We start from the raw sequence: 24,755 nt of genomic DNA on the forward strand, positions 1-24,755 counted from the left end.
GGATAGTTCAAGGGCGGTCTCGATTCCACGCAGGCGAACCTGCTGTAGGGGCGAATTTATTCGACCTTAATCTTCAATGCTGACAAAAGGGCGAATGAATTCGCCCCCACACCTCTGTCCTCTGCTGAGCAGAATGAAAACCTTTCAGCGCTGAATAGTTACGTTAATAGAGCGTGCTCGCTGATTTGCTTGAAGATTCTGCGGTGAATACGGATGTGTTGAACTTGCGCCGATAGTTTTTAAGCACAAGCTTTAATCAATTCTGCCGTTTGCCTTGCTGTTTAGAATATTTTCCGAAAACGCCGCCTCGATTTTGAGGCGGTGTTTATCCTGGTTGCTCTTATGATTAGAGGCAGCCGCGATTACTGCATAGCCGGGTATAATCCGCCGTTATTGTTTGCAACCGCTGTCCGCCATGTCCGAAGACTATTATTTCACTCCCGACCAAGCCGTCGAATCCCTAAAAGTACCGCCGCATTCCATTCAGGCCGAGCAGTCGGTGCTGGGCGGCTTGATGTTGGATAACCAAACCTGGGATTCGGTGGCCGACAAAGTGGTCGAGACCGACTTTTATCGCCGTGACCATCGGCTTATTTTCCGGTCCATAGCCCAATTGGCGGAGAAGCAAGATCCGTTCGACGTAGTGACCTTATCCGAGGTGCTGGAAACTACCGGTGAATTGCAGGATGTAGGCGGTCTGGCTTATTTAAGTACGCTGGCGCGGGATACGCCCAGCGCCGCGAACATCGTGGCCTATGCCAACATCGTTCGTGATCGTTCGGTATTGCGGCAATTAATCCATGTTGGTACCGAGATTTCCGATTCGGCATTTACCACCGAAGGCCGGGAAACTGCGGATTTATTGGAAAACGCCGAGCGGCGGGTATTTGAAATTGCCGAGCAGCGGCAGCGCGGGCAGGGCGGATTTAGCTCGATCAAATCCTTGTTGGCTAAGGCCGTGGATAAAATCGAAACCCTCTACGAACTGGACGGCGATATCACCGGGGCCAGCACCGGCTTTACCGATCTGGACGAAAAAACCTCGGGTTTGCAGCCTGCCGATTTGATTATCGTCGCCGGCCGGCCGTCCATGGGTAAGACCACTATTGCGATGAACATGGCCGAAAACGTGGCGCTGAAAAGCGGCATGCCGGTGGCGGTGTTCAGTATGGAGATGCCCGGAGAATCCTTGGCTATGCGGATGATGTCGTCGCTGGGTCGCATCGACCAACACAAGGTCCGCACCGGTAAACTGGATGACGACGATTGGCCGCGTCTGACCTCGGCAATCAATTTGCTGGCCGAGACCAAGCTGTTTATCGACGACACGCCCGCGCTGACGCCGACCGAAGTACGTTCGCGCGCCAGACGTTTGACCCGCGAGCACGGCCAGCTGGGTTTGATCGTGCTGGATTACTTGCAGTTGATGCAATCGCCGGCCAGCGGCGATAACCGGGTGCAGCAGATTTCCGATATTTCGCGTGGCCTCAAAGCGCTTGCCAAAGAGCTGAATGTGCCGGTGATTGCGCTGTCGCAGCTCAACCGGAATCTGGAGCAGCGCCCCAACAAACGGCCGGTCATGTCCGATTTGCGTGAATCCGGCGCGATCGAGCAGGACGCCGACTTGATCATTTTCGTATACCGCGACGAGGTATATCACGAAGACAGCCCGGATAAGGGGATTGCCGAAGTGATCATCGGTAAGCAACGGAACGGACCGCTGGGTACCGTGCGCCTCACCTTTCTTGGTCAATACACCCGCTTCGAGAATTTTGCCGGGGTTTACAGCGGCCTCGAGGATTACGAATGACGCCTGCGGCTTTTGTGCGTCTGGATTTGGAGGCTGCCCGTCACAATCTGGCGCAAGTAAAGCGTTACGCGCCGGACAACAAAATCATGGCGGTGATAAAAGCGAATGGCTATGGACATGGCATGACGCGGGTAGCGACCGCTTTGGACTTGGCGGACGGCTTTGCCGTAGCGCGGGTGGACGAAGGCGTCAGGCTGCGACAAGCGGGTTTCAAACAATCTATCACCGTGTTGCAAGGTTTTGTTTGCGTGGACGAATTGCTGCAACTGTTAAAGTTTCAACTGGCGGCGGTAATTCACACGCCGCAGCAAATCTCGATTTTGCAACAGCAAGCCGATGCCGAAGGCAAACTTGCTGTTTGGTTGAAAATGGATACCGGCATGAATCGTTTGGGCTTTAAAGGCGCCGATTTCAATGTCGCTTATCAGCAATTGCTGGGTTGCGCACTGGTCGAACAACCAATCAATCTGATTACCCATTTTGCCAACGCAGACGATTTGCTGGATGATAAAACTCGCCGGCAAATCGATTTGTTCAACGACGCTGTAAAAGACTATCCCGGCGCATGCAGCATTGCCAATTCGGCCGGTATTATAGGCTGGCCGAATGTTCGCTTCGGCGCCGCGCAGCATAGGAGTAACGATTGGGTGAGGCCTGGGCTGATGCTATACGGTTGCTCGCCGTTTGCTGGCAAAATCGGCGCGGATTTTGGCCTAAAACCAGTGATGAGTTTGCATTCAAGGTTGATCGCGGTGAAAGATGTAGCGGCCGGGGAAACGGTAGGCTACAGCGGCACCTGGCAATGCCAAACCGCGACCCGCTTGGGTGTGATTTCAATCGGTTACGGCGACGGCTATCACCGTCACACTAAGAGCGGCGCGCCGGTGTTGGTTAACGGTCAACGGGTGACGCTGATCGGCCGGGTGTCCATGGACATGATTACCGTCGATTTGAACAGCCAGCCTGGTGCGCAACCCGGCGATCCGGTTACTTTATGGGGCGATGGGCTGCCGGTCGAGGAAATCGCCCGCCAAGCCGACACCATTCCTTATACCTTGTTGTGCGGAATTACCCAGCGGGTGCAGGTGATTGAGCAAGGTTTGGCCGGCGACCTTCAGACTGTCACTTCCACTTCGTAGCCGGCGAATTTGCGGATATTGATCACGCCGGTATCGAACAGCAAATACTGGCCTTTGATGCCTTCCAGGATGCCGGACACCAGCGGCTCCTTATCCAAGTTAAACGATTTCACTTTGCTAGGGTATTGCAACACCGGATAGTCCAGGGTTAATGGTTCGGCATCGCTGAGTAATTGCGGCAGTTCGCCGGGAAATTGCGCGGCTATGGTTTGCAGTTGTTCGTCGCATTCGACCAGTAAGCGGTCGCGGATGGCTGGCAAATCCAGCGGCACGGTGTTGTTTTTCAACATTTGCTGCCAGCTGGTTTTGTCGCTGACGTGCTGCGCCAAGGTGACTTCGATCAAACCCGACAGATGGCGGGAAGCGACCTTAAAAATGGGTAAAGCTTGCACCGCGCCTTGATCTATCCAGCGCGTCGGCGTTTGCGATTGGCGCGTGATGCCGACTTTGATGCCGGAAGAGTTGGCCAGATAAACGATATGCGGTTGGAAACAAAACTGCTCGCCCCAGCTCGGTTCACGGCAAGTCCCGGCGGCGTAGTGGCAGGTTTCCGGCTTCATGATGCACATATCGCACTGCGCCAGTTTGATAAAGCACGGGTAGCAATAGCCTTGATTGAAGCTTTTGTTGGTCTTTTTAGCGCAATGCACACAAAAGATCTGGCCGCTGTAGCGTAGCGACAGTTTTTTGCCCAATAACGCGTTCAATTCGATTTCCTGTGCGCCGACCGGCAAGCGGTATTGCACGGGCTCAGCCAACGCGCTGGTCATTTTTTGCAGACTGCCTAACACCTGATTTAATCCCGATAGCCCAATAACGGCGGCTATAATGACAGCGTTTCCAGCTTACTCAAAGAGGATTCGATGTCATTCATGCAAGTCGCCGCCGGCGGCAATATTCCTTTTGAAATAAATGTAGTGGTGGAAATCCCGGCCTTTAGTGATCCGGTCAAATACGAAGTGGACAAACATACCGGGGCCTTGACCGTGGACCGGTTCATGGGCACCGCGATGCAATATCCCTGCAATTATGGTTACATCCCGCAAACCCTGTCCGAGGATGGCGATCCGGTGGATGTGATGATCATCACCCCCGCGCCGTTGCTCAGCGGTTGCGTGATCAATTGCCGGCCGGTTGGCGTGTTGAAAATGATAGACGAAGCCGGCCCTGATCCGAAACTGCTGGCGGTGCCGGTACCGCGCTTGACGCCGTTCTACAATCACGTCACCGATTACAAAGATTTGCAGCCGGACAAGCTGGCCAAGATCACCCATTTTTTCCAACACTATAAAGACCTGGAAGAAGGGAAATGGGTCTGCGTGGAAGGTTGGGGTGGGATTGATGATGCGCGGCAGGAAATTCTGGCTAGCGTCGGCCGCTATAAAACGTCGCATAGCAGTCGCCGCTGATCCGGTTTTCTGACGTTAGCCGATTGCTTGGGGGAGTTTCAGTTTTTTCGCGCGGTACATCGCACTATCGGCTCGGTTTAGCAAGTCAATACTGCTTTGGCCGTCGTGGTGGTAAATAGCTGCGCCGATGCTGGCGCTGATAGCAACCGATTTGCCATTGATGCTGCAAGACTCGGCTAGTTGCGACTGGATTTTTTCTATCACCGCTGCCACGCTGCGGTCGGCATCAATTTCGCCCAGCAGCACCAAAAATTCGTCACCGCCGTAGCGGCAAGCGGTGTCGCCACAGCGAAGACAAGTCGACAAACGTCCCGCCACTTCTTTCAGTAATCGGTCGCCGGCCGCGTGGCCGAGTTCGTCGTTGATGCTTTTGAATTCGTCCAGATCGATAAACAACAGTGCGACCGGCCGTTGTTGGCGATCCGCTTGGGCCAAGGCTTGTTGCAGTCTATCTAGCAACAAAACGCGATTGGGGAGGCCGGTTAACTCGTCGTGATGCGCGCAATGCAGGGCTTGTCTGTAATTCTCGTCACTTTCCAGCAGTTGCTGTTCCAAGGTTTTGCGTGTGTTAGTAAGCGCTTCGATTTGCCGTTGGGCATTGGCGAGCTGTTGTTGGCTAATTGTTAGGGCGCGTTCCAATGCGGCAATCTCGGCACGGGATTGATTCAATTGGCAACATTCGTTGTTGCTTTCGCATTCAAGAGTTTGGCTAAGCCAGCGTTGGGCGACAACCGATGAGATAAGGCTTGGGCTCTGGGATTGCTGTCTGATCGGGTTAGTCATCACAGTAGCTCCAATAGAACAGCGACTGAATTGATGGCGGTCAACGCCGCGATGAATAAGATCGAATTATCAACTTTCATGACAATAACCTGTATGAATTGAGAGGCCGGAAAGCTCGTTAACTGAGGTTTGTTGGCTTAATAGGATCAATTCTTATGCCAGGATTTTTGATCTTGACAGTATTGCTAGGTAACTGACTGTTGTTGAGGGAGTTTATGGGAAATAAAAAGACGGGAGAGGAGCTGGATAATGCGAGGTCTTGAGGCTAAGTGCGTACGGTATTTCGTCAATATTACGAAATACCGTATTCCTAGGCTGGGGTAGCGTAGGAGGATTGGCGATAATTTAGGTTTTCTGTTCGATAACCAGATTTTTTTGCAGTTCTTGCGGCGGTACCGGATGGGTTGGTTTTTGATACGCAGCCAGAATTTGCTTCACGTAATTGCGAGTTTCCTGATACGGCGGGATGCCTTGATAGCGCTCCACCGCACCTTCGCCGGCATTATAGGCAGCCAGTACCAAATCGACTTTGCCTTCGAAATGCCTTAATAGCCAATGCAGATAGGCGGTGCCGCCTTTGATGTTTTGAATCGGATTCCAGCTGTCTTTTACCCCGAAACGTTCGGCGGTTGCCGGTATCAGCTGCATCAGGCCTTGGGCATTTTTGCCGGACAGTGCGCTGGGGTTGAAAGCGGATTCGGCTTGAATCACCGCCATGATCAGTTGCGGGTCGATGCTGTAAATCGGTGCAATCTCTTTTACCCAGGCTTCTACCAGTTGGCGGTTAGGGTTGGGGTCGGCAACCAGTTTAACTTCGGGTTCCGGCGCCGGAGGTTGACAGGCTGGGTCGTCACTAGGGGTGACATCGCCAAAACGGGTCAGCATTTGCTGTGCATGCGCGTCGCCGTGTTCTGCGGCTTGTTTAAACCAGTGGCTGGCCAGCGGAATGCTACGAGTCACGCCGCGGCCATTGAAGTACATAAAGCCGATGCTGTAAGCCGATTCGGCATCGCCTTGCAGCGCGGCCTTGCAGTACATATCAAAAGCTTGCCGGTAATCTTGCTTGACGGTGCGGCCATGTTCGAAATCGGCAGCAGTCTTGCGGATTTGTTCCAGATTAACCGGCGCTAAGTCCTGAGCATTACCGATTTGGGCGGCAAAGCCCAAGCACAGGGCAATTAGCGATTGGCGTTTCAAGTTCATAAAATTCTCGTTCTGTATTGCTGAGACTAGGTTCTTCTAAACCCGGCCGGAAAAGGATTAAACAGTCTATCCTCCAAGCTTCCAGCTACCGTATACATTGCAAGTGCTTGATCGCCCATATGGCCGAGTTTCCGTGCAATTGCGCTTAATTGCATCCCGCGGGATGCTGGCAAACCTTGAAATAGTTCCGGGGCCGCTGAGGGTGTTAGCTTTACCGGAACTGCTTCAAGGTTGTCCGCACTATACCCTCTGTTTTGCTGAGGCTATATTGCCCATATGGGCAGGTGAGCGTGGCGCGAATATATCACAGGGTTGATTGTGCGGCGATTTAAACTGTTGTTTTTGAGGGAGTTGTGGCCGATTTTTAGGCGCGGCGTGTGGTTTAGCCCCCGGATTTCGAATCTCAGAAAGCAAGCAAGACCGTCCCCATGTAGGACCATAGCTTGTTCAAATACTCCTCTATCAGTATCCAAGTCACCTATTCCGGATTTAAAACGGAGGGTCAACCCAAATGCAAACTTAATTTGTATTCAGGATGACTTGCCGCTGATTATTTCAGGATTGGCCGGCAAATTTATCTCTGCGAGACATTGCGCTCATCAAGCCAACGCCCACAGACATCAGCAGGAAGCCGCCAGGCAAAGGGACAGTGGCTGGTGGCGGAACTAGTGTGACACCGCTGAAATTCACTTGCTGTAGTCCGCCGAAATCAAAAGCAAGTGCAGTATCAAACGCTTCGTCACCCCAGTTGATCACCCCAAACTCAAGAAAATACGATCCCGAGGCAGTGAACGAGTACGCAGACTTAATCCAGCCGGTCGGACCACAGGTGTTCGCATTATCCCAGCAAATGCCGCTTGAGCTACCCAGCGGAATCCAGTTTGTGCCGGCCACATCAAAGCCAACCGTGTTGCCGCCATTCAATACGGCGTCGAGTTCATCCGGTAAGGTGTTATCTACCTGACGGTTCAACACATTACCCGGCACGACATTCCCGTTAGCGGAATTGGTGCTGCGCGCCGTAAACAACCAGGCGGCAGTGTTGTTAGTATCCGCATTGACCAAGCGTGCCCAGGCATAGTCGTCGTAGCCGCGGCCATCGGTTGACATGTAATTGAAGTGCAGAGTAAGCGTGTCATTAGCGCTGGCGTTGAAGGCGTTCGATTGAATTTTCGAGCCATTAGTTTGGTTCTCGGTGCCGCGGCCTTCATCCCTCAGTACTAGGGGAGAAACACCATAGACGCCGCCAGAGGTCGACACGTAACCGAACTGAGCGTTTCCAGTTTGCGAGTTATTGACCGTGCTGTCCCCGTAAATAAGTCCGGCCGCGCCGCTTGCAGCCCAGGTGTTACTGCTGACGGAAATATTGGAAGCTTGTGCCGCAGGTATCACAAGCGCGCCGCTCAAACTGAGGGCGATCAGGGGAATGCGCGTATTTTTCATGGTTCTACCTTTTTAGGTGTGGCTGTATAAGTCATCAGGGTTTTGTTGAATAAGCCGCTGCAATCCCATTAGGTAGTGCTGCTTACCTCGTTCATTCGGCGAAACTTATTCTGGGGTATATTCCGTGTGATAGCTCAATGGTTCAATTTGGGGGGCGGTTATAAGTCAGGCAACTGCAAAATCTGCGGTTCAAGCCTTGGTCGTACAGACTGATTGCAAAATAAGCTGTTCCTATACATCAAAGGTCGAGTTTGCCATAATTCCAAGAACTGATCTTTTTGGGGCATGAACATTAACAAGCGAATTTTGTTGGGGGTTTGCGGCGGTATCGCGGCTTACAAAGCGGCGGAGCTGGTGCGCTTGTTGCGGAAGCAAGGCCACGAAGTTCGCGTGGTGATGACCGCCGCCGCCCGCCAGTTTGTCACACCACTGACGTTTCAGGCCCTGAGCGGCCATGCTGTGCATAGCGATTTGCTGGATGTCGAGCAGGAACAGGCTATGAGTCATATCCATTTGGCGCGCTGGGCGGACCTGTTGCTGATTGCGCCGGCGACCGCTGATATGCTGGCGAAAATGGCCCACGGTTTGGCGGATGATTTGTTATCCACATTATACCTTGCGGCCGAATGCCCGGTATTCGTTGCGCCGGCGATGAATCAGGCGATGTGGGCTAAATCTGTAACTCAAGAGAATATTGCCAGATTGCAAAGCCACGGCGTGCATTTTATCGGCCCTGCGGCCGGTGAGCAGGCTTGTGGCGAGCAAGGTTTGGGACGTATGGTGGAGCCGGCCGATATTGGTCGGCAAGTGCTGGGGCCTGAACCTCCCGGCTTTCTGTCAGGCCTTAATATAGTCATCAGTGCCGGACCGACGCGTGAGCCGCTTGATCCGGTGCGTTACATCACTAACCGAAGCTCCGGCAAAATGGGGTATGCCTTGGCAGACGCAGCCCTGTCAGCCGGCGCCAACGTGACACTGATAAGTGGTCCGGTGAACTTAGCAGTGCAGGCCGGAGCCAAACTTATTCCGGTGGAAACCGCCCTGCAAATGTATGATGCGGTGATGACACATTGCCCGACGGCGGATATTTATATTGGCGCTGCGGCGGTAGCGGATTACCGGCCGCAACAGCTGGCTGAGTGCAAGATAAAAAAGGGTAGTGACACCAGCAATATAGCCTTGGTAAAAAATCCGGATATCATCGCCGCAGTGGCTGGTTTGCAACCAAAACCCTTGGTAGTAGGATTTGCCGCTGAAACCGACGATCTGGAAAATTACGCTAAAAACAAGCTGCAAACCAAAAACCTGGACCTGATCGCCGCGAATTGGGTGGGGCAGGCTGAAGGCGGTTTCGAGAGTGATCGCAACGCCTTGCAAGTATTTTGGCCGGGTGGCCAACAAATCCTGCCGATGACCGATAAACATACTTTAGCCGCACAGCTGCTTAAACTGATAGCCGAGAAATTGCATGAAAAAAATCCAGTTAAAAATTCTTGATCCGCGGTTGGGCCAGGAGATTGCTTTGCCCGCCTACGCCACGCACGGTTCGGCGGGACTGGATTTGCGAGCCTGCCTGGATCAAGCCTTGACCTTGCAGCCAGGCGAAACGGCCTTGATACCCACCGGTCTGGCTATTCATATCGACGATCCGCATTTGGCGGCGGTATTGCTGCCGCGCTCGGGACTGGGGCATAAGCACGGCATCGTGCTGGGTAATTTGGTGGGTTTGATCGATTCGGATTACCAGGGACAGATTTTTATCTCCTGCTGGAATCGCGGCAATAGCGCGTTTACCGTCGAGATAGGTGAGCGTATCGCACAAATGGTGTTTGTGCCGGTGGTGCAGGCTGAGTTTGAGTGTGTGGCCGAGTTCGACGAAAGCCATCGCGGCAGCGGCGGTTTTGGACATAGCGGCCGGCACTAAGCGGAGCCGCGACGGATGGGACGCATATTTAGCATAGTTGCCGGCATCGCGGCGCTGATGGTGTTATTGGCCGGCGGCGGCGCCTATTGGTTTTCGGCGGCCCAGGTTAGGGAAACCCAACAAACCAGTACCACAGCGATTGCCAGCGGTATGACGGTTAGCATCGTCAGTCAGATCGAGACGTTACAGCGGGTCATCGATGGTCTGGCGCAGGCGCCGGATGTGGTGGCAGTAGTCGCCAACGATAGTCAAAATCAAGCGGCGCTTGATAACGTCACTACCAGGTTACAGAACACGATTCCGCAAGCGATGCGCGTGCGCTTGCTGTCGGCGACAGTCAGCGAGCCGGATCTTAATCAGGTGCCGAATATGGGCTTTGCCGATTTGGAGATGGTGCGCGCCACGCTGACGGCCAAGCAAAAGCCCTTCGTGCAAGGCGAGGGCGAGCATCGGCATTTGGCGATGACGGCTGCGGTTAGTCAAAATCAGCAGGTAATTGGCGTGATTTTGGTTAGTTTGAAGCCGGATTTGTTGCAGCAGTTGATCACCAAGACTACCGTCGGCAATGGCTATGTGGAGATCAAACAAGAGCAGGCGGTATTGGCCAGTGTCGGCATACCGGAGTTGAAGAGCGACGAGCCGCAAGTGATGCCGCTGACGAACAGCCGCTGGTCGTTGGAGCTTTCCATAGGTGGCGGCACCAGTGCCGGCGACATCATTTTATTTTCCTGCATTATCTTGATTCCCGCCTTGTTGGGTTGTTTGGCGTTTTTTGTCGGGTATCGTAAATTGGCCGATTATCTGCATCACGATCAAAGCAGTATTTTAAAGGCCGCCAAGGACATGATGACCGGCAAGCAGGTTGGTCACTATCCGGTGCAGCTCGATGAAATGCGGCCGATCATTTCTACCTTGGCGCAGTTCAAACGCATCCTGGAACAAGAAAAAAGCCCGAGTAAAGCACCTGACGAATTGGGTGAATATGACTTTTTCGACGAGTCCTTCGATATCGATTTTATCGAAGACTCGCCCAAAACAGCCGAACAATATGCCAGCGTGCCGGTGAGCCTCGGTACGGCGCCTATCAGCATGGCCGAGCAGGCGCCGCTTAGTGCGGCGGCTCCCGCCGAGAAGTCGGCACCCGTAGCGATGCCCACAGTCGCTCCGACGGCGGGTGAGTCTTTTGCCGATATTTTCCGTACTTACGATATTCGCGGCATTGTTGGGCGCGGTTTGACGTCGGAAACTGTGCGAAATATCGGCCGGGCTTTAGGTAGCGAGGCCAGGCAGCTGAATATCAAGACTATCGTCATGGGCAGGGACGGCCGGCTCTCCAGTCCGGGTTTGTCGGATGCCTTGGCAAAAGGCATTACCGAGGCCGGTTGTGATGTGCTTAACATTGGGGTCGTACCGACGCCGCTGCTGTATTTTGTCACGCAGCACAGCGAAGGCCGCAGTGGCGTGATGATTACCGGTAGCCACAATCCTGCCGATTATAATGGCCTTAAACTGGTTTTGAACGGCGAAACCTTATCCGGAGACAAGATTCAACAACTGAAAAAACGTATCGAAGCCGGCGATTTCAGCGACGGTGCGCCCGGCTCCATCGAGCTGAATAGCCTATTCAGTAACGAATATATCGGCATGATTTCTGATGATGTGCATTTGGTAAGACCGATGAAAGTGGCCGTCGATTGCGGCAACGGCGCGGCTGGTCAATTGGCACCCATTCTGTTGCGCACCATGGGTTGTGAAGTGATTGAGTTGTATTGCGAGATTGACGGCAATTTTCCCAATCATCATCCCGATCCCAGCAAGCCGGAAAATCTGGCCGATCTGATTAAGGCCGTGCAGCATTACGAGGCGGATATTGGCGTTGCCTTTGATGGCGACGGCGACAGAATCGGCGTGGTCGATTCCGGCGGCAAAATTATTTGGCCGGATCGGCAAATGATGCTGTATGCCCGCGATGTGCTGGCGAATAAACCGGGAGCCGAAATTATTTACGATGTGAAATGCTCCCGGCATTTGCACGATCAAATCGTTAAACGCGGCGGGCGGCCGTTGATGTGGAAAAGCGGCCATTCGCTGATGAAAGCCAAGCTCAAGGAAACCGCGGCGGCACTGGCCGGCGAAATGAGCGGGCATATTTTCTTTAACGACCGTTGGTTCGGTTTTGACGATGCCTTATACGCCGCTGCGCGGTTGATCGAAATTTTGTCCGGCGATATGCGCAGTAGTAGCGATGTCTTTGCCGATTTGCCGGACAGTATCAATACGCCGGAACTGCATGTACCGATGGCCGAGGGCGAAGGCGTCCGCTTTATGGAGCAGTTATTCAGCCAGGCCAAGTTTAAAGACGGCAAGATCATCAATATCGACGGTATGCGCGTGGAATTTGCCGACGGCTGGGGCCTGGTCAGAGCCTCCAACACCACGCCGGTTCTAACCGTGCGTTTCGAAGCGGATAGCCAGGAAGCGATGCAACGTATTCAAGCTCAATTCAGGCAGCTGATGCTGCAAATCAAACCCGACATCAAACTACCTTTTTAATTGTTAGCGATCATGAAAGAAAAAAACGCGCACCAGATTGCCCACGTTCTTATCGAAGCCTTGCCGTATATTCAGAAATTCAAGGGCAAAACAGTTGTGATTAAATTCGGCGGCAATGCGATGGTCGACGATGCGTTGAAACACAGTTTCGCCCGCGACATCGTCTTGATGAAGCTGGTGGGAATTAACCCCATCGTCGTGCACGGCGGCGGTCCGCAAATTGGCGATTTGTTAAAACGCTTGGGTAAAACCTCTGAGTTTATCGACGGTATGCGCGTTACCGACAGCGAAACCATGGATGTGGTGGAAATGGTGCTGGGCGGTCTGGTGAATAAAGAAATCGTCAATATGATCAATATGCAGGGCGGCAAGGCGGTTGGGTTGACCGGAAAGGACGGCAATTTCATCCATGCCCGTAAAATCAATATGACCAAGGCCGGTGCGACCTTGGAAGATGCGCCGGAAATTATCGATCTGGGCCATGTCGGCGAAGTCAGCAGCATCGATCCGGCGGTGGTGGAGATGTTGGGTAACAGCGACTTTATTCCGGTGATCGCGCCGATTGGCGTGGGTAAGGATGGGCACTCCTACAATATCAATGCAGATCTGGTGGCCGGCAAGGTTGCGGAAGTGTTAAAGGCCGAAAAACTGATGTTGTTGACCAATATCCCCGGCATTATGGACAGACAGGGCAATTTGCTGACTGGTCTGACCTTAACCGATATTGATAATCTGATCGCTGACGGCACGATTTCCGGGGGGATGATTCCGAAAACCCGCTGCGGTACTGATGCGTTGAAGGGCGGCGTGACTAGTGTGCATATTATAGACGGCCGGGTCGAGCACGCGGTGTTGCTGGAGCTGTTCACCGATCAGGGCGTTGGTACTTTATTGCTGCGCCGCTAAGCTGGATTGAATAAAGGGGGCAAAGGCTTGGCGAATACTCTGAGCCTTTGCTCCTGAACATAATTCGTTGCCTATGCTGGATTGGCGGCAGCGGATGTCCAGAAATATCTGAAATGTGTTGTTACGCTCGAGCAGCGATACCGACAGACTTAAATCGTCGTCTTTCTGTGGCGCCGCGCGCATGATCAGCTTCTCGCTTTCCACGTCTTGACCGGTAGTGGAGTGAGTCGCGACAAACTCGCCGGCGATTTTCCAGGCTTTTTCGCATTGCCCGGCGTCCTGACAAACAAACAGACCTAGTTCGTTGCTGGCGTTGCTGGCCGCTAAGCTGTCGCCGTTGACCGGTTTTCCGTCGTTGCTGTTGGTTTGGGTGAGGAATTGAAAGCGGGCTATGTCGGCTTTGAATTCTTTTTCGCTGTTTTGTCTGTCTTGTTGGTGACGCAAAAGTTCTTGTTTGCCCGCTTCTATCTGTTGTTTGCTGGCGGCAATATCCGTCAGTAATTTCGGCGGGATCTTGCTGCCGCCACGCTCAAGATTGGCGGCTTGTTGCTGTTGCTGCTGCAATTGCTGTTGAATGCGCTCGATATTGCCTTCAATCACTTTTTGCCCGGCATCGAAGGACGCCATTTTATTGGTCAAGGCCTTATTCATATCTTCAATGCTACGAAACGTGCTTAACAGCACTTTGTCGTTGGCGTTTTGCCTGGCAATGATCTTTTCCTGTTCCTTACGTAGCGCGTCCAGCCGCTTTTGCTGGGCAATTTGCTCGGCGGTTTTGGCTTTTTCCAGCACGTCGAGCACGCGGGCTTTCTCGCTTAATGTTTCCCGTTTGTGCTTTACCTGGTCGGGCGGCACTTGATCGGAGAAATAGACATTGCCGTTTTCATCCACCCAACGATACATTTTTTTTGCATATGCGGGCTCGCCCACTGCCAATAGCAATGCTAGAGCGACAAAAGATGTTCGTTTAAAGGCGACATGTTGCATGGGCAATACCGGTCTGGCGCCTAGCCCAGCAGACTAACCAATTGATGTAAGGGCGGTAAAATCATCATTTTTGTCAGTTGCAACAATACCAGCGCCACCAGCGGCGATAGGTCTATTCCACCCATGTCGGGCAGCACCTTGCGGCACACATTCAGCAGCGGATCGGTCAAACTGTACAAAATCGACGAGGCGGAGCCATAACTGCCGGGGGCGAACCAGCTGAGGATGGCGCCGGCAAAAATGGCGTAAACGAAAATATCGATCAGCATTTTCAATAAGTCGGTAAACGACAATAGCGTCAATGCCACAAAACTGACCGATAAGCCTTTGATAGCCAGTATCGAAAAGTTAGCGACTATTTGCAGCAACAACGCCAGCACTAGGGAAGAGCTATCTATGCGACCGATGGAAGGAATGAAGCGACGCAAAATCCGCAATGGCGGATGGGTGATTTTCACCAGAAATTGCGAAACCGGGTTGTAAAAATCGGCCTGGGTCCATTGCAACAAGAAGCGCAATGCCACCGCCAAAATATACAACGAAAACAGCGTGTCGATCAGGAACACTATTGGGTCGGTCATGTAATTGCTGCCCATTAGTCGGCTCCCAGTTGTTTTGACATTTCAATCGAGCGGTCTTTGGCGGCGTGTAAGGCTTTGGCAACCAGTTCGACAAAGCCGTTTTGGACAAACGTTTCTATGGCTTGTTGAGTGGTACCGCCGGGCGACGTTACTCTGGCGCGCAATTGGGCGGGTGATTCGGACGATTCCAGTGCGATTTTGGCGGCGCCCAGTGCTGTTTGCTGAATCAGCAGTCTAGCGGAGCGTTCGTCCAGGCCCAATTCCAGGGCGGCTTTTTCCATTGCTTCCATCAGCAGAAAAAAATAAGCCGGCCCGCTGCCCGATACCGCGGTCACGGCGTCGAGTTGGTTTTCGTCGTTTACCCACAAGGCCAAACCGACCGCGCGCAGAATATTTTCGGCTAGATCTTTTTGTTCGTCGTCTACATTCGCATTGGCGTGCAATGCTGTTGCGCCGGTTTGCACCAGTGCGGGCGTATTAGGCATACAGCGCACGATAGCGACCTCGCTGCCCAGCCATTTGGATAGACTTTGCTGGGAAATGCCGGCGGCAATCGATACTACCAGCACATTTTTTTGTTTCAGACAGGGCGCTATTTGCAAAGCAACGTCACGCAGTATTTGCGGTTTAACTGCCAGCACCACCACTTCGACTTCGTTAATGACTGTCTCATTACTGGCGGTAGTATTAACATGAAGTTGATCGGCGTGAGCCTGCAAAGTGGCGGGCGCGGTATCCGACACCCAGATCTGCTGCGGTGAATGACCGCTGGCAATCAAGCCGCTGATTAGACTGGTCGCCATGTTGCCGCCACCAATAAAACCGATTGTTTTTGTTTTCATAGCTTACTGATTATTATGTTGAATCGTTACGGAAACCGCTGTTTGCGGTGCATTCTACATGACAATGGTGGCGCCGCAGAGAATCTCAAGTCGTTACGGATTTTTGCAAGCCGATATGGCGAGGGCGGATGCCCAACAATACCAGTGCCGAACTGTAAATCAAGATTGCCAAGCCGATTGTCATTCCCAGGTGCAGGCCGCGTTGCGAGGCGCTCCAATCCAGCCAAAGCGTGACATCGACAAAATAATACAAGAACGCCGACATAATTGCGTTGGCTGCCACAATCCGCAGAATGTATAACAGCCACTGTTCGCTAGGGCGGTAAACTCGAGTTTTTAGCAGCCTAAGCAACAGAAGTAGAGCGTTTAGGTAAGCCGACAGAGTGGTTGCCAGGGCGATGCCGGCATGCGCGAACGGAAATGCCAAAACTAGACTCAACAAGATATTTGCGACGATGGAATGCATGCCAAAACGCATCGGCGTTTGCGTGTCCTGGCGCGAGGTGAAGCCTGGAACCAAGATCTTGATTAGCATGAATGCCAATAAACCCAGCGCGTAAGCCATCAGGCTTTTGCCCGCCATCTGCACATCTTCGCTGCCAAATTCGTTATATTGAAACAGCGTCGATAGCAAGGGTTCGGCCAACAGTGTTAAACCCAAAGTGGCCGGCAAGCCTATCAATAATACCAATTTCAGGCCCCAGTCCAACGCCTTGGAAAAGGCCATGGCATCCTCAGCAGCATGATTTTCGGATAATCTGGGTAAAATGACTGTTGCAAGCGCCACACCCAAAATGCCGAGCGGAAACTCCACCAACCGATCAGAGTAATACAGCCAGGAAACGCTGCCGGAGGTCAAAAACGAGGCGACCAAAGTGCCAAACAGCAAATTAACTTGCACCACCGAGACTCCAAAGATTGCCGGAAGCATCTGTTTTAGTATGCGCCGCACTGCCGGGTCTTGATAGCCCCAGCGCGGCCTCGGCAGTAAACCCAGGCGCAATAGTGCGGGGATTTGAAACAGCAATTGCACCATCCCGGCGCCGAATACTCCCCACGCCAACGCCATAATGGGTTGTGCCATTAACGGCGAAACCCAGATCGCTGCGCCTATCATGCAGATATTCAAAAATACCGGGGTCAGGGCCGGAATCGCAAATTTACCGCGGGCGTTCAAAATCGCGCCGGCGAACGCTACTAACGTAACGAAGAACAAATAGGGGAAGGTGATGCGGAGCATTTGTACAGCCAGTTCGTACTGGCCGCCTTCCCATAGAAAGCCCGGTGCAAATAGCATGATCAGCAGCGGGGCGGCAATTACGCCTGCCAGCGAAATTAGCATCAATAGGACTGTCAAAGTGCCGGCAGTCCGGTCTATAAACAGCTGCAATGCTTCGCGGCTGCCTTTTTCGTTATAATCCGTCAGCGTCGGCACAAAAGCTTGGGCGAACGCGCCTTCCATGAACAAGCGGCGTAGGAAGTTCGGAATTCTGAACGCTACGAAAAAGGCATCGGTGGCCACGTTAACGCCGAAAATGTTGGCAAATAACATGTCTCGTACAAAACCCATGATCCGTGAAACCATGGTCATACTGCTAACGATTGCGGTAGATTTAAACAGCTGCTTGCTCACTGCAGGCCTCAGATAGAGTTTATAGGCACTAAAAATTTGACAATCATAGCATCCAAAATGATAATACGCGGTTCCAGATTAACTCAAAAGAACTGATAGACTATGGCTAATTCACCACAAGCTAGAAAAAGAGCGCGTCAGGCTGAGAAAAGCCGTATTCGCAATGCCGGACAGCGCAGCAACTTACGCACTTTCGTTAAAAAAGTGATCGCCGCTGTTAGAGCAGGCGATAAAGAGCAAGCTCAAGCCGCGTTTAAAACCGCTGTTCCTGTAATCGATTCGGCTGTTAACAAAGGCCTGATCCACAAAAACAAAGCCGCTCGCAGCAAAAGCAGACTTAACGACAGATTGCGCGCGATGGCTTGATCTCGACCCAAAGTCGATAGATCAACAAGGCCTATGCAACAGATGTTGCTTGGGCCTTTTTTATGCGAGGCGATTTTATCTTGCGCAGATACCCGATACTTTGGTTCCCAGTCTTTACTTAATCAAAGCTTGTTGGCTTTCTCATGACTTTTTGAGTTAAGTTGCTTGCGGCGCGCGGACAAGCTGCTAATCTGATAGCTCTCAGCTTATCAGTCCAGAAGGTACTGTCATGAATAACCAAGACCAAGCCAAACTTCGTTGGGGCATTCTCGGTGCTGCCCGTATCAACGAGCGCCTGTTGCCGGCGATAGTTGAAGCGTCCAACGCAAAGCTGGTCGGCATAGCCAGCCGCCGGCCCGGAGCCGCAGCGCAAACCCTCGCTCAATACGCTCCTTGCCATCCGGAAATACAGAGTTACGATAATCTGGATGCATTGCTAAATGACGAAGATGTGCAGGCTATCTACTTGCCGATGGCCAATCATGAGCATGCGGAATGGGCTTTACGGGCCATTGAGCACCGTAAGCATGTGCTGTGCGAAAAGCCGATGGCCTTGACGGTAGAGGATATTGACGCGATTGAAACAGCCGCGCGCCGCTACCGGGTAACCGTGATGGAAGGTTTTATGTACCACTTCCATCCGCAGCACGCCCGTGTGCTGGAATTGATCCGGTCCGGTTTAATAGGCGAAATCCGTTCTGTGCGCGCCAGCTACTCATTCATGATGCGTCCGGCCCGGATGTATCGCTTGGCTGAGGATGTTTCGCGCGGCGGAGGGGCGATGTGGGATATCGGCTGCTATGCGATCCATTCGTTACGCATGTTCTTTCAACAAGCACCACGCACCGTCACTGCGTTATCTAAATATGTCGAAAGCGGTGCCGATATTACGACCAGCGGCATTCTGGATTTTGGCGACGGAAAATTCGCGCATTTCGATTTCAGCTTCGAACGCGCTAGACGTTGCGAATATGAAATCGTTGGTACCCAAGGCGGAATCAAATGCCACGTCGTCTGGCAGTTGCCAGGGGATGTGCCGGTAATTTCCTGGTGGACCGAAGACGGCCGGCAGTCTGAAGAACGCTTACCAGTCGCAAATCATTTTCGCTTGGAAGTCGAACATTTCAGCGATTGCGTATTAAACGGCAAAGATCCGGCATTATCGTTCAACGATGCCCGCGACAACTGTCGGACCATCGTTGCCGCGCTGCAATCCGCCGCCGAGGGGCGGGTGATCAAAATTTGATTTCGTAGAGTATCTGGCCGGTGACATAGCTTATTTCTCGCGGAGATGGATATGATCCTTAATCGGTGTCTTAACAAGTGCCGCTCAGGTGTAGTGGTCGCTTTAATAGTAGCGGCGTCAAGCCTATTTCAAGCCAAAGTAGCCTTTGCTACAGATTCTGCAAGCGCCAGGAAGGAATTGCAGCAAATGGCCATCGACTACACAGAAACGCAATTCGCAGCATCGGCGGGTGCGGGCGATATGCTTGCTGTAAAGCTGTTTCTGGATGCCGGTATGGATGTGAATGCCGGAGGTTCGGCTGCGCTGGGATTGGCCGCCGGTAGAGGGCAGTTGGAAATTGTCAAGCTATTATTGGCTAACGGCGCCAAGCCGACAGCCAATGCTTTGCAGTTTGCCCGAACTCGAGGGCACAAAGAAATCGAGGATATTTTGGTTCAGGCCGGGGCGAAGGAGTAGTCGCAGGAAGCCGGGTTAGATTGACTCCAACCCGGGGCTCCGAATTACATTTATTTGCTAAAAGTCAGGCCATCGTTAGCGACATCGATTTTAATCAGATCTCCCGGAATAAAGCGGCCTGACAAAATTTCATTAGCCAGCGGATTTTCCAACTGCCGTTGTATGGCTCGTTTTAACGGGCGCGCACCATAAACCGGGTCGAAGCCTGCTTCACCAAGTAAATCCAGCGCGGCTTCGCTGACTTGCATACCCATGTCTTTTTCTTGTAAACGTTGGTGTAGCAACTCGATCTGTATTTTGCTGATGGCGCGGATTTGACCTTGGCCGAGCGGATGGAAGACCACCGCTTCGTCGACCCGGTTGATGAATTCCGGGCGGAAATGCTGGCCGACGATTTCCATCACCGCATCTTTCATCTCAACATAATTGTCCTCGGTCGCTTCCGGCGTCATGCCTCCCGCGACACTAGCACGTCCCTGTGCGTCGCCGACCATTTCCTGAATGACGCTGGAACCCAGGTTCGAAGTCATCACCACCACGGTGTTTTTGAAGTCCACCGTACGGCCCTGTCCATCGGTTAAACGGCCGTCATCCAATACTTGCAGCAATACGTTAAATACGTCGTTATGGGCTTTTTCGATCTCATCCAGCAGGATGACCGAATACGGTTTACGGCGCACGGCTTCGGTCAGATAGCCGCCTTCTTCATAGCCAACATAGCCGGGAGGTGCGCCGATCAAGCGGGCCACCGAATGTTTTTCCATAAATTCGGACATATCGATGCGCACCATCGCTTCTTCGGTGTCGAACATGAACTCGGCTAAAGCTTTGCATAATTCGGTTTTACCGACGCCAGTCGGGCCCAAGAACAGAAATGAGCCGTTGGGACGGTTCGGGTCGGACAGGCCGGCGCGGGAGCGGCGGATGGCGTTGCTCACCGCTTTTAGTGCTTCGGTTTGCCCAATCACCCGTTTGCTAAGCTCTTCTTCCATGCGCAGCAATTTCTCGCGCTCGCCCTCCATCATTTTCGATACTGGGATGCCAGTCCATTTCGAGACCACTTCGGCGATTTCCTCTTCGGTGACTCTACTGCGAAGCAAGGTGGTTTCCTGCATCTCCGCTTGCGAAGCCAAATCAAGCTCTTTTTCCAGCTTGGGAATCTCGCCGTATTGCAGTTCGGACATGCGTGCGTAGTCCTGGCTGCGGCGGGCCGCTTCCAGTTCCAGACGGGCATGTTCAAGATTCTCTTTTATGGTGGCAGTCCCTTGCAACGCGGCTTTTTCGGCCTTCCAGATTTCGTCAAGGTCAGAGTATTCTTTCTCCAGATCGGCGATTTCAACCTGCAATATTTCCAGACGTTTTTTCGAAGCCGCGTCGGTTTCGTTTTTCATGGCCTCGCGCTCTATTTTCAGCTGTATCAATCGGCGGCTGAGTTTATCCATGGCCTCGGGCTTGGAATCCATTTCCATGCGAATTCGACTGGCGGCTTCATCAATCAAGTCTATGGCTTTGTCCGGTAACTGCCGGTCGGAAATGTAACGGTGCGACAGCACCGCAGCGGAGACAATGGCCGGATCGGTTATTTCGACGCGGTGATGAATTTCGTAACGTTCTTTCAAACCGCGCAAGATGGCGATGGTGTCTTCGACGCTAGGCTCGTCGACCAGCACTTTTTGAAAGCGCCGTTCCAATGCCGCGTCTTTCTCGATGTATTGCCGGTATTCGTCCAGCGTGGTGGCGCCGACGCAATGCAGTTCGCCGCGGGCTAGAGCTGGTTTCAGCATGTTGCCGGCGTCCATCGCGCCTTCTGCCTTGCCGGCACCGACCATGGTATGCAATTCGTCGATGAACAAGATGATTTGGCCTTCCTGTTTGGCAACGTCGTTCAGCACCGCTTTCAGGCGCTCCTCGAATTCGCCTCGAAACTTGGCGCCGGCGATCAGCGCGGCCATATCCAGCGACAGCAACTGCTTACCTTTGATACCTTCCGGCACTTCGCCGTTGACGATACGTTGCGCTAGGCCTTCGACGATGGCGGTCTTACCGACGCCGGGTTCGCCGATCAGCACTGGATTATTCTTGGTGCGGCGTTGCAAGACCTGGATGGTGCGGCGGATTTCGTCGTCGCGGCCAATCACTGGATCGAGTTTGCCTTGCTCGGCGCGTTCGGTCAGGTTGATGGTGTATTTTTTCAGAGCCTGGCGTTGATCTTCGGCATTGGCGTCATTGACGTTTTGGCCGCCGCGCATGTTTTCTATGGCTTTTTCCACAGCCGATGCGGTGACGCCGGCCTGTTTCAGAATTTTTTGCAGGGAACTGCTGGCTTCCAGGGCTGCCAGCAAAAATAATTCGCTGGAAATGAACGCATCTTTACGCTTCTGCGCCAGTTTGTCGGTCAGGTTCAACATCCGCGACAGCTCGTTGGAGATTTGCACGTCGCCGCCGGACCCGGAGACGCTGGCCAGGCGGTCGATTTCCTTGCTTAGCTCGTTACGCAACGCGTTGATCTGAATGCCGACCTGCATCAGCAATGGCTTGATGCTGCCGCCTTCCTGATCGATCAGCGCCAACATTACATGCACGGGCTCTATGAATTGGTGATCCTTGCCCAATGCCATGCTTTGCGCGTCGCTAAGCGCTTGTTGAAATTTACTGGTTAATTTATCCATTCGCATGCTGCGTACCTCATTTGGAATATAAATTGTGTTGCCGCAGAGATGGGGCGCTACGTGGCGCTTTTCAAGCGAAGACTGACGGATAATTCCACTATTTTTCGGATGAAATTATTGCTGTTGATTAGTGGATTAGGATGGACATCGTTGGTAGCCTTGATAAATGTTTCAAAGTACAATGTCGCCGCTCAGATAACAGATGTTGAGGGATTATGGCCATTGCTAGTCAGCAGGTCCGGTTGTCAATATTGTCGGTCTGCGTAACCATTAGTTTTATTTTGTAGGAGTTTTAGAAATGGCAACAGGCACTGTAAAGTGGTTTAACAATACCAAAGGGTTTGGATTTATCGAGCCTTCCGAAGGCAAGGAAGATGTTTTTGTACATCATTCCGTTATCAAGGGCGAAGGTTTTAAAACTTTGTCTCCAGGCCAGTCGGTTCAATTCGATATCGAGTCCGGTCCTAAAGGTTTGACTGCCGCGAACGTCCTGCCCAGATAAGCGTTAACGGTTACGGGTAAAAAGGCTCTTGCTTGCAAGGGCCTTTTTTATGCCTGCAACGATATGGAATTTTCGGTTAACGGTAATATAACCAAGCTATAATGCAGCCATCTCCCCCTTTTCGGCGTAACTGACCATGGCACGCGAATTTTCTTCTTTAAAACAAATGGATACCCCTGTCAAAGTGCTGTTTACCGGCTATTTGACTACCGTGGCAGTCGGCTATCTGATGGCCTTGATCCAAATTCTGTTTACTCACGGTATGGCTGACGGCAAGTTTGGCCTGTCGATAGACGATATTGTCTACAGTTATTACGGTAACCGCTCCGGAACGATGTTGGAAACTCAATTAAACGGGGCAATGAAAGAAAACGCTTCAGAGCAGGAACGTTTTGCCATTATCCAATGGGTGCGTGATGGTGCTGATCAGGATGATTTTGTTGATCGCGGCGTCGATAAAATCATCGAGAATCGTTGCGTGATGTGCCATAACAAAGATGCGTCCATCCCCAACTTAAGTGATTTCAAGGTGTTGAAGGAGTACACTAAGGAAGACGAAGGCGCGACGTTTAGTTCGCTGACGCGGGTTTCGCATATTCACTTGTTCGGCATCAGTTTTATCTTTATGTTTGTCGGTCTGATTTTCAGTTTTTCGGAAACCAGTACCATCAAGTACAAATGTATCGCGATCGGCATGCCGTATGTGTTTTTGCTGGTGGATATATTGTCGTGGTGGTTGACGAAGCTTGATCCGATTTTCGCCTGGCTAGTGATTGTGGCTGGTGGTGGTATGGCTGTGTCGTTTGCATTTATGTGGACAGTGTCCGTCGCGGAAATGTGGTTGTTTGATAGGGTGTTTCTGGATGCCGACGGTCAGCCTAGACAGCAGTGGAGTACGATAGTCGAAGCCAAATTTAAGCAGATTGGCGGAGAGGCTGCGGCTAAAAAGTTCGTTGAGTTACTGAAGCAAGCCGGTGTTTATGCTTGGTCGAAATTTCAGAGCCAAGGTCTGCCGTTTTTGAAAGATCTGTACGTAAAAATAGCCAAGAAAGACAAATAGTTACCTAAGTGTGACTAGGTAGGCAAAACGGTGTTGAGAAGTTAAAGTTCCGCGCTTGGCAAGCCGATAACCGGAGCGCTATGATGCAAACTCGATTTGCAGGAGGTGTACCATGATTAGCAATGTACTGAATAGCGCAACCACTCTGATCAGCAATGCTCAGCAAAAAGCCAGTACCGCCGCGCAAACCATCGCGAATTTGCCGGTGCAAGCTCAGGAAGTCGGCGGCTCAAAAGACGTCGGCTCCGCCGATTTGTTCAAACCGGTGTTGAGCCTGAAAGAAGCTGAGCTGGAAACCTCGGCTGGCGCCAAAATGATCAAGGTTCATGAAAAAACGGTCGGTTCTCTTCTCGACGTTATTGCCTAATGGCTAACGCTGACATCATAGCTTAACGCTTTGATGTCAGCGGCAAACGCATTCATCTCTTCAATATCCATTCTTTCCAACTCGTCTGCTTCCGCTTGGAACGATTGTCTTGCCACGCTGTAAAGCATGATTTCTTGCAGTTTAATCTTACTAAGCAGTAATTCCTGCAAAAGCGCTAAATAGGCCTGCTTTTCGCTGTCTGACCACGCTTGACGATAATGCAGCATGCAGGTTTGTAACTTAGTGGGGCATAGTCCAGTGGCAATCTTTAGGTGTTCCAGTAACTTTTGCTGACTTTGGCCGGTGTTGTTGATCAGCTTGCGGCCTTGTTCCGTCGCGCTGTCCAGCTTGAACCATAGTTCGCCATTGTATCGAGCCAATTCCGCCAAGCCTGCTTGTACTGTTGATTGGTGTATTAAACTGCCATTGCTGATCAAGACGAATTTGCTGGCCGGAAATACGCTTGATTCCGTGGCGATCTCGCCGATCAGATGCACGGCTTTATCGAAATCTATCAAGCTGGTCGGTTCGCCGTTGCCGGAAATGGCGATATCCTTGATAACGCGCTGGTCGATTTCTACATTAAATTGTTCGAAAAAATCGCCGTGTTGCACGTAATCCAGAAAGAAACGTAGCTCCTGCTCCAGCAATGCAAAATTCATTTCCGGGGCATTGCCGCGCTGTAAATCCGGTACTTGGCAATAAATGCAGCGCCAGTTGCAGGCATTGTTCGGATTGAAATTTACTCCAATCGACAAACCGCCCGCACGCCGAGAGATGACCGGGTACACATATTTCAGGCCGGCAACGTTACGGTTGTGATTGGTGGTGGTGAGTATCGGTTTCACTTGAAAGACGCCGCGCAAACCATAATCG

The 24,755-nt window shown here is 52.1% G+C and carries 23 protein-coding genes; 13 read left to right on the forward strand and 10 right to left on the reverse strand.

Translation table 11 applies throughout. The features are described 5' to 3' along the window. The first annotated feature begins 415 nt into the window (after positions 1-415). Positions 416-1,810 (forward strand): replicative DNA helicase, encoded by a 1,395-nt coding sequence (gene dnaB / locus NP589_RS11740; RefSeq protein WP_256607161.1) that lies wholly within the window; start codon positions 416-418, stop codon positions 1,808-1,810. Further along, the gene (alr, locus tag NP589_RS11745) at positions 1,807-2,949 is read left to right on the forward strand and encodes an alanine racemase (RefSeq protein WP_256607162.1); all 1,143 of its coding nucleotides are present in this window, start codon (positions 1,807-1,809) and stop codon (positions 2,947-2,949) included. The genes dnaB and alr overlap by 4 nt, the downstream gene beginning before the upstream one ends. Here the strand turns inward: alr and NP589_RS11750 are convergent. Further along, a complete protein-coding gene (locus NP589_RS11750) occupies positions 2,925-3,740 on the reverse strand; it encodes a DUF2797 domain-containing protein (protein ID WP_256607163.1) in 816 nt (271 codons plus the stop codon). The two genes, alr and NP589_RS11750, sit on opposite strands and share 25 nt — an antisense overlap. 72 nt (positions 3,741-3,812) lie before the next feature. Between NP589_RS11750 and ppa the strand changes: the two genes are divergently transcribed. Continuing rightward, positions 3,813-4,358 carry an inorganic diphosphatase gene (gene ppa / locus NP589_RS11755; protein ID WP_256607164.1) on the forward strand — a complete coding sequence of 182 codons (546 nt, stop codon included), beginning with the start codon at positions 3,813-3,815 and terminating at the stop codon, positions 4,356-4,358. A 15-nt stretch (positions 4,359-4,373) separates the two neighbouring features. On the opposite strand, the gene NP589_RS11760 is transcribed toward ppa, so the two are convergent. The 3 genes from NP589_RS11760 to NP589_RS11770 all read right to left on the reverse strand — a co-directional run bounded on the left by NP589_RS11760 (position 4,374) and on the right by NP589_RS11770 (position 7,787). After that, positions 4,374-5,141, reverse strand: a complete 768-nt coding sequence (locus NP589_RS11760; protein WP_256607165.1) for a diguanylate cyclase domain-containing protein — start codon at positions 5,139-5,141, stop codon at positions 4,374-4,376. A 345-nt stretch (positions 5,142-5,486) separates the two neighbouring features. Further along, the gene (locus NP589_RS11765; protein WP_256607166.1) at positions 5,487-6,344 is read right to left on the reverse strand and encodes a lytic transglycosylase domain-containing protein; all 858 of its coding nucleotides are present in this window, start codon (positions 6,342-6,344) and stop codon (positions 5,487-5,489) included. A 555-nt stretch (positions 6,345-6,899) separates the two neighbouring features. Then, on the reverse strand, positions 6,900-7,787 hold the full coding sequence (locus NP589_RS11770) for an NF038132 family protein (protein WP_256607167.1): 888 nt from the start codon (positions 7,785-7,787) through the stop codon (positions 6,900-6,902). A 285-nt stretch (positions 7,788-8,072) separates the two neighbouring features. Here NP589_RS11770 and coaBC point away from each other — a divergent pair, with 285 nt between their 5' ends. The 4 genes from coaBC to argB are packed head-to-tail and all read left to right on the forward strand — an operon-like array spanning position 8,073 to position 13,170. Next, positions 8,073-9,284 (forward strand): bifunctional phosphopantothenoylcysteine decarboxylase/phosphopantothenate--cysteine ligase CoaBC, encoded by a 1,212-nt coding sequence (gene coaBC / locus NP589_RS11775; protein WP_256607168.1) that lies wholly within the window; start codon positions 8,073-8,075, stop codon positions 9,282-9,284. Continuing rightward, a complete protein-coding gene (dut, locus tag NP589_RS11780; RefSeq protein ID WP_020483391.1) occupies positions 9,256-9,711 on the forward strand; it encodes a dUTP diphosphatase in 456 nt (151 codons plus the stop codon). Before coaBC ends, dut begins: the two co-directional genes overlap by 29 nt. A 15-nt stretch (positions 9,712-9,726) precedes the next feature. Next, a complete protein-coding gene (locus NP589_RS11785) occupies positions 9,727-12,264 on the forward strand; it encodes a phosphomannomutase/phosphoglucomutase (protein ID WP_256607169.1) in 2,538 nt (845 codons plus the stop codon). A 12-nt stretch (positions 12,265-12,276) separates the two neighbouring features. Beyond that, entirely contained in the window at positions 12,277-13,170 is an 894-nt protein-coding gene (argB, locus tag NP589_RS11790; protein WP_026603292.1) for an acetylglutamate kinase, read from the forward strand. Here the strand turns inward: argB and NP589_RS11795 are convergent. The 4 genes from NP589_RS11795 to murJ all read right to left on the reverse strand — a co-directional run bounded on the left by NP589_RS11795 (position 13,153) and on the right by murJ (position 17,213). Then, positions 13,153-14,157: a DUF4124 domain-containing protein gene (locus NP589_RS11795; RefSeq protein WP_256607170.1), complete on the reverse strand. Its 1,005-nt coding sequence runs from the start codon at positions 14,155-14,157 to the stop codon at positions 13,153-13,155. The two genes, argB and NP589_RS11795, sit on opposite strands and share 18 nt — an antisense overlap. Positions 14,158-14,177: 20 nt before the next feature. Then, on the reverse strand, positions 14,178-14,753 hold the full coding sequence (locus tag NP589_RS11800; RefSeq protein WP_256607171.1) for a YggT family protein: 576 nt from the start codon (positions 14,751-14,753) through the stop codon (positions 14,178-14,180). Continuing rightward, positions 14,753-15,580: a pyrroline-5-carboxylate reductase gene (gene proC, locus NP589_RS11805; RefSeq protein WP_256607172.1), complete on the reverse strand. Its 828-nt coding sequence runs from the start codon at positions 15,578-15,580 to the stop codon at positions 14,753-14,755. Before proC ends, NP589_RS11800 begins: the two co-directional genes overlap by 1 nt. A gap of 85 nt (positions 15,581-15,665) precedes the next feature. Further along, positions 15,666-17,213 (reverse strand): murein biosynthesis integral membrane protein MurJ, encoded by a 1,548-nt coding sequence (gene murJ, locus NP589_RS11810; protein WP_256607173.1) that lies wholly within the window; start codon positions 17,211-17,213, stop codon positions 15,666-15,668. Between the two features lie 102 nt (positions 17,214-17,315). Here murJ and rpsT point away from each other — a divergent pair, with 102 nt between their 5' ends. From rpsT to NP589_RS11825, 3 genes are all read left to right on the forward strand, one after another. Next, complete coding sequence (gene rpsT, locus NP589_RS11815) at positions 17,316-17,579, forward strand: 30S ribosomal protein S20 (RefSeq protein WP_020483383.1); 264 nt, start codon at positions 17,316-17,318, stop codon at positions 17,577-17,579. 229 nt (positions 17,580-17,808) lie between these two features. After that, entirely contained in the window at positions 17,809-18,825 is a 1,017-nt protein-coding gene (locus tag NP589_RS11820; protein WP_256607174.1) for a Gfo/Idh/MocA family protein, read from the forward strand. 51 nt (positions 18,826-18,876) lie between these two features. Next, positions 18,877-19,281, forward strand: coding sequence for an ankyrin repeat domain-containing protein (locus NP589_RS11825; protein WP_256607175.1), 405 nt, complete (start codon positions 18,877-18,879; stop codon positions 19,279-19,281). 50 nt (positions 19,282-19,331) lie between these two features. Here the strand turns inward: NP589_RS11825 and clpB are convergent, their stop codons facing one another. Further along, positions 19,332-21,956 (reverse strand): ATP-dependent chaperone ClpB, encoded by a 2,625-nt coding sequence (clpB, locus tag NP589_RS11830; RefSeq protein WP_256607176.1) that lies wholly within the window; start codon positions 21,954-21,956, stop codon positions 19,332-19,334. Between the two features lie 292 nt (positions 21,957-22,248). Between clpB and NP589_RS11835 the strand changes: the two genes are divergently transcribed. The 3 genes from NP589_RS11835 to NP589_RS11845 all read left to right on the forward strand — a co-directional run bounded on the left by NP589_RS11835 (position 22,249) and on the right by NP589_RS11845 (position 23,879). Next, complete coding sequence (locus NP589_RS11835) at positions 22,249-22,452, forward strand: cold-shock protein (protein ID WP_020483379.1); 204 nt, start codon at positions 22,249-22,251, stop codon at positions 22,450-22,452. Between the two features lie 136 nt (positions 22,453-22,588). Further along, the gene (locus NP589_RS11840) at positions 22,589-23,512 is read left to right on the forward strand and encodes an Aq_1264-related membrane protein (RefSeq protein WP_256607177.1); all 924 of its coding nucleotides are present in this window, start codon (positions 22,589-22,591) and stop codon (positions 23,510-23,512) included. Positions 23,513-23,624: 112 nt separating this feature from the next. Further along, entirely contained in the window at positions 23,625-23,879 is a 255-nt protein-coding gene (locus NP589_RS11845) for a hypothetical protein (protein ID WP_064007006.1), read from the forward strand. On the opposite strand, the gene NP589_RS11850 is transcribed toward NP589_RS11845, so the two are convergent. Further along, a complete protein-coding gene (locus NP589_RS11850) occupies positions 23,876-24,727 on the reverse strand; it encodes a radical SAM protein (RefSeq protein WP_256607178.1) in 852 nt (283 codons plus the stop codon). The genes NP589_RS11845 and NP589_RS11850 overlap by 4 nt on opposite strands. Positions 24,728-24,755 lie beyond the last annotated feature (28 nt).

The sequence above is a fragment of the Methylomonas rosea genome (assembly GCF_024505055.1).
In the GTDB taxonomy this organism is placed as follows: Bacteria; Pseudomonadota; Gammaproteobacteria; order Methylococcales; family Methylomonadaceae; genus Methylomonas; species Methylomonas rosea.

Excerpts from the sequence above, each read along its gene's own strand:
- dnaB (WP_256607161.1), top strand. The coding sequence starts at position 416 with ATGTCCGAAGACTATTATTTCACTCCCGACCAAGCCGTCGAATCCCTA.
- alr (WP_256607162.1), top strand. The coding sequence starts at position 1,807 with ATGACGCCTGCGGCTTTTGTGCGTCTGGATTTGGAGGCTGCCCGTCAC.
- ppa (WP_256607164.1), top strand. The coding sequence starts at position 3,813 with ATGTCATTCATGCAAGTCGCCGCCGGCGGCAATATTCCTTTTGAAATA.
- NP589_RS11760 (WP_256607165.1), bottom strand. The coding sequence starts at position 5,141 with ATGACTAACCCGATCAGACAGCAATCCCAGAGCCCAAGCCTTATCTCA.
- NP589_RS11765 (WP_256607166.1), bottom strand. The coding sequence starts at position 6,344 with ATGAACTTGAAACGCCAATCGCTAATTGCCCTGTGCTTGGGCTTTGCC.
- NP589_RS11770 (WP_256607167.1), bottom strand. The coding sequence starts at position 7,787 with ATGAAAAATACGCGCATTCCCCTGATCGCCCTCAGTTTGAGCGGCGCG.
- coaBC (WP_256607168.1), top strand. The coding sequence starts at position 8,073 with ATGAACATTAACAAGCGAATTTTGTTGGGGGTTTGCGGCGGTATCGCG.
- dut (WP_020483391.1), top strand. The coding sequence starts at position 9,256 with ATGAAAAAAATCCAGTTAAAAATTCTTGATCCGCGGTTGGGCCAGGAG.
- NP589_RS11785 (WP_256607169.1), top strand. The coding sequence starts at position 9,727 with ATGGGACGCATATTTAGCATAGTTGCCGGCATCGCGGCGCTGATGGTG.
- argB (WP_026603292.1), top strand. The coding sequence starts at position 12,277 with ATGAAAGAAAAAAACGCGCACCAGATTGCCCACGTTCTTATCGAAGCC.
- NP589_RS11795 (WP_256607170.1), bottom strand. The coding sequence starts at position 14,157 with ATGCAACATGTCGCCTTTAAACGAACATCTTTTGTCGCTCTAGCATTG.
- NP589_RS11800 (WP_256607171.1), bottom strand. The coding sequence starts at position 14,753 with ATGGGCAGCAATTACATGACCGACCCAATAGTGTTCCTGATCGACACG.
- proC (WP_256607172.1), bottom strand. The coding sequence starts at position 15,580 with ATGAAAACAAAAACAATCGGTTTTATTGGTGGCGGCAACATGGCGACC.
- rpsT (WP_020483383.1), top strand. The coding sequence starts at position 17,316 with ATGGCTAATTCACCACAAGCTAGAAAAAGAGCGCGTCAGGCTGAGAAA.
- NP589_RS11820 (WP_256607174.1), top strand. The coding sequence starts at position 17,809 with ATGAATAACCAAGACCAAGCCAAACTTCGTTGGGGCATTCTCGGTGCT.
- NP589_RS11825 (WP_256607175.1), top strand. The coding sequence starts at position 18,877 with ATGATCCTTAATCGGTGTCTTAACAAGTGCCGCTCAGGTGTAGTGGTC.
- clpB (WP_256607176.1), bottom strand. The coding sequence starts at position 21,956 with ATGCGAATGGATAAATTAACCAGTAAATTTCAACAAGCGCTTAGCGAC.
- NP589_RS11835 (WP_020483379.1), top strand. The coding sequence starts at position 22,249 with ATGGCAACAGGCACTGTAAAGTGGTTTAACAATACCAAAGGGTTTGGA.
- NP589_RS11840 (WP_256607177.1), top strand. The coding sequence starts at position 22,589 with ATGGCACGCGAATTTTCTTCTTTAAAACAAATGGATACCCCTGTCAAA.
- NP589_RS11845 (WP_064007006.1), top strand. The coding sequence starts at position 23,625 with ATGATTAGCAATGTACTGAATAGCGCAACCACTCTGATCAGCAATGCT.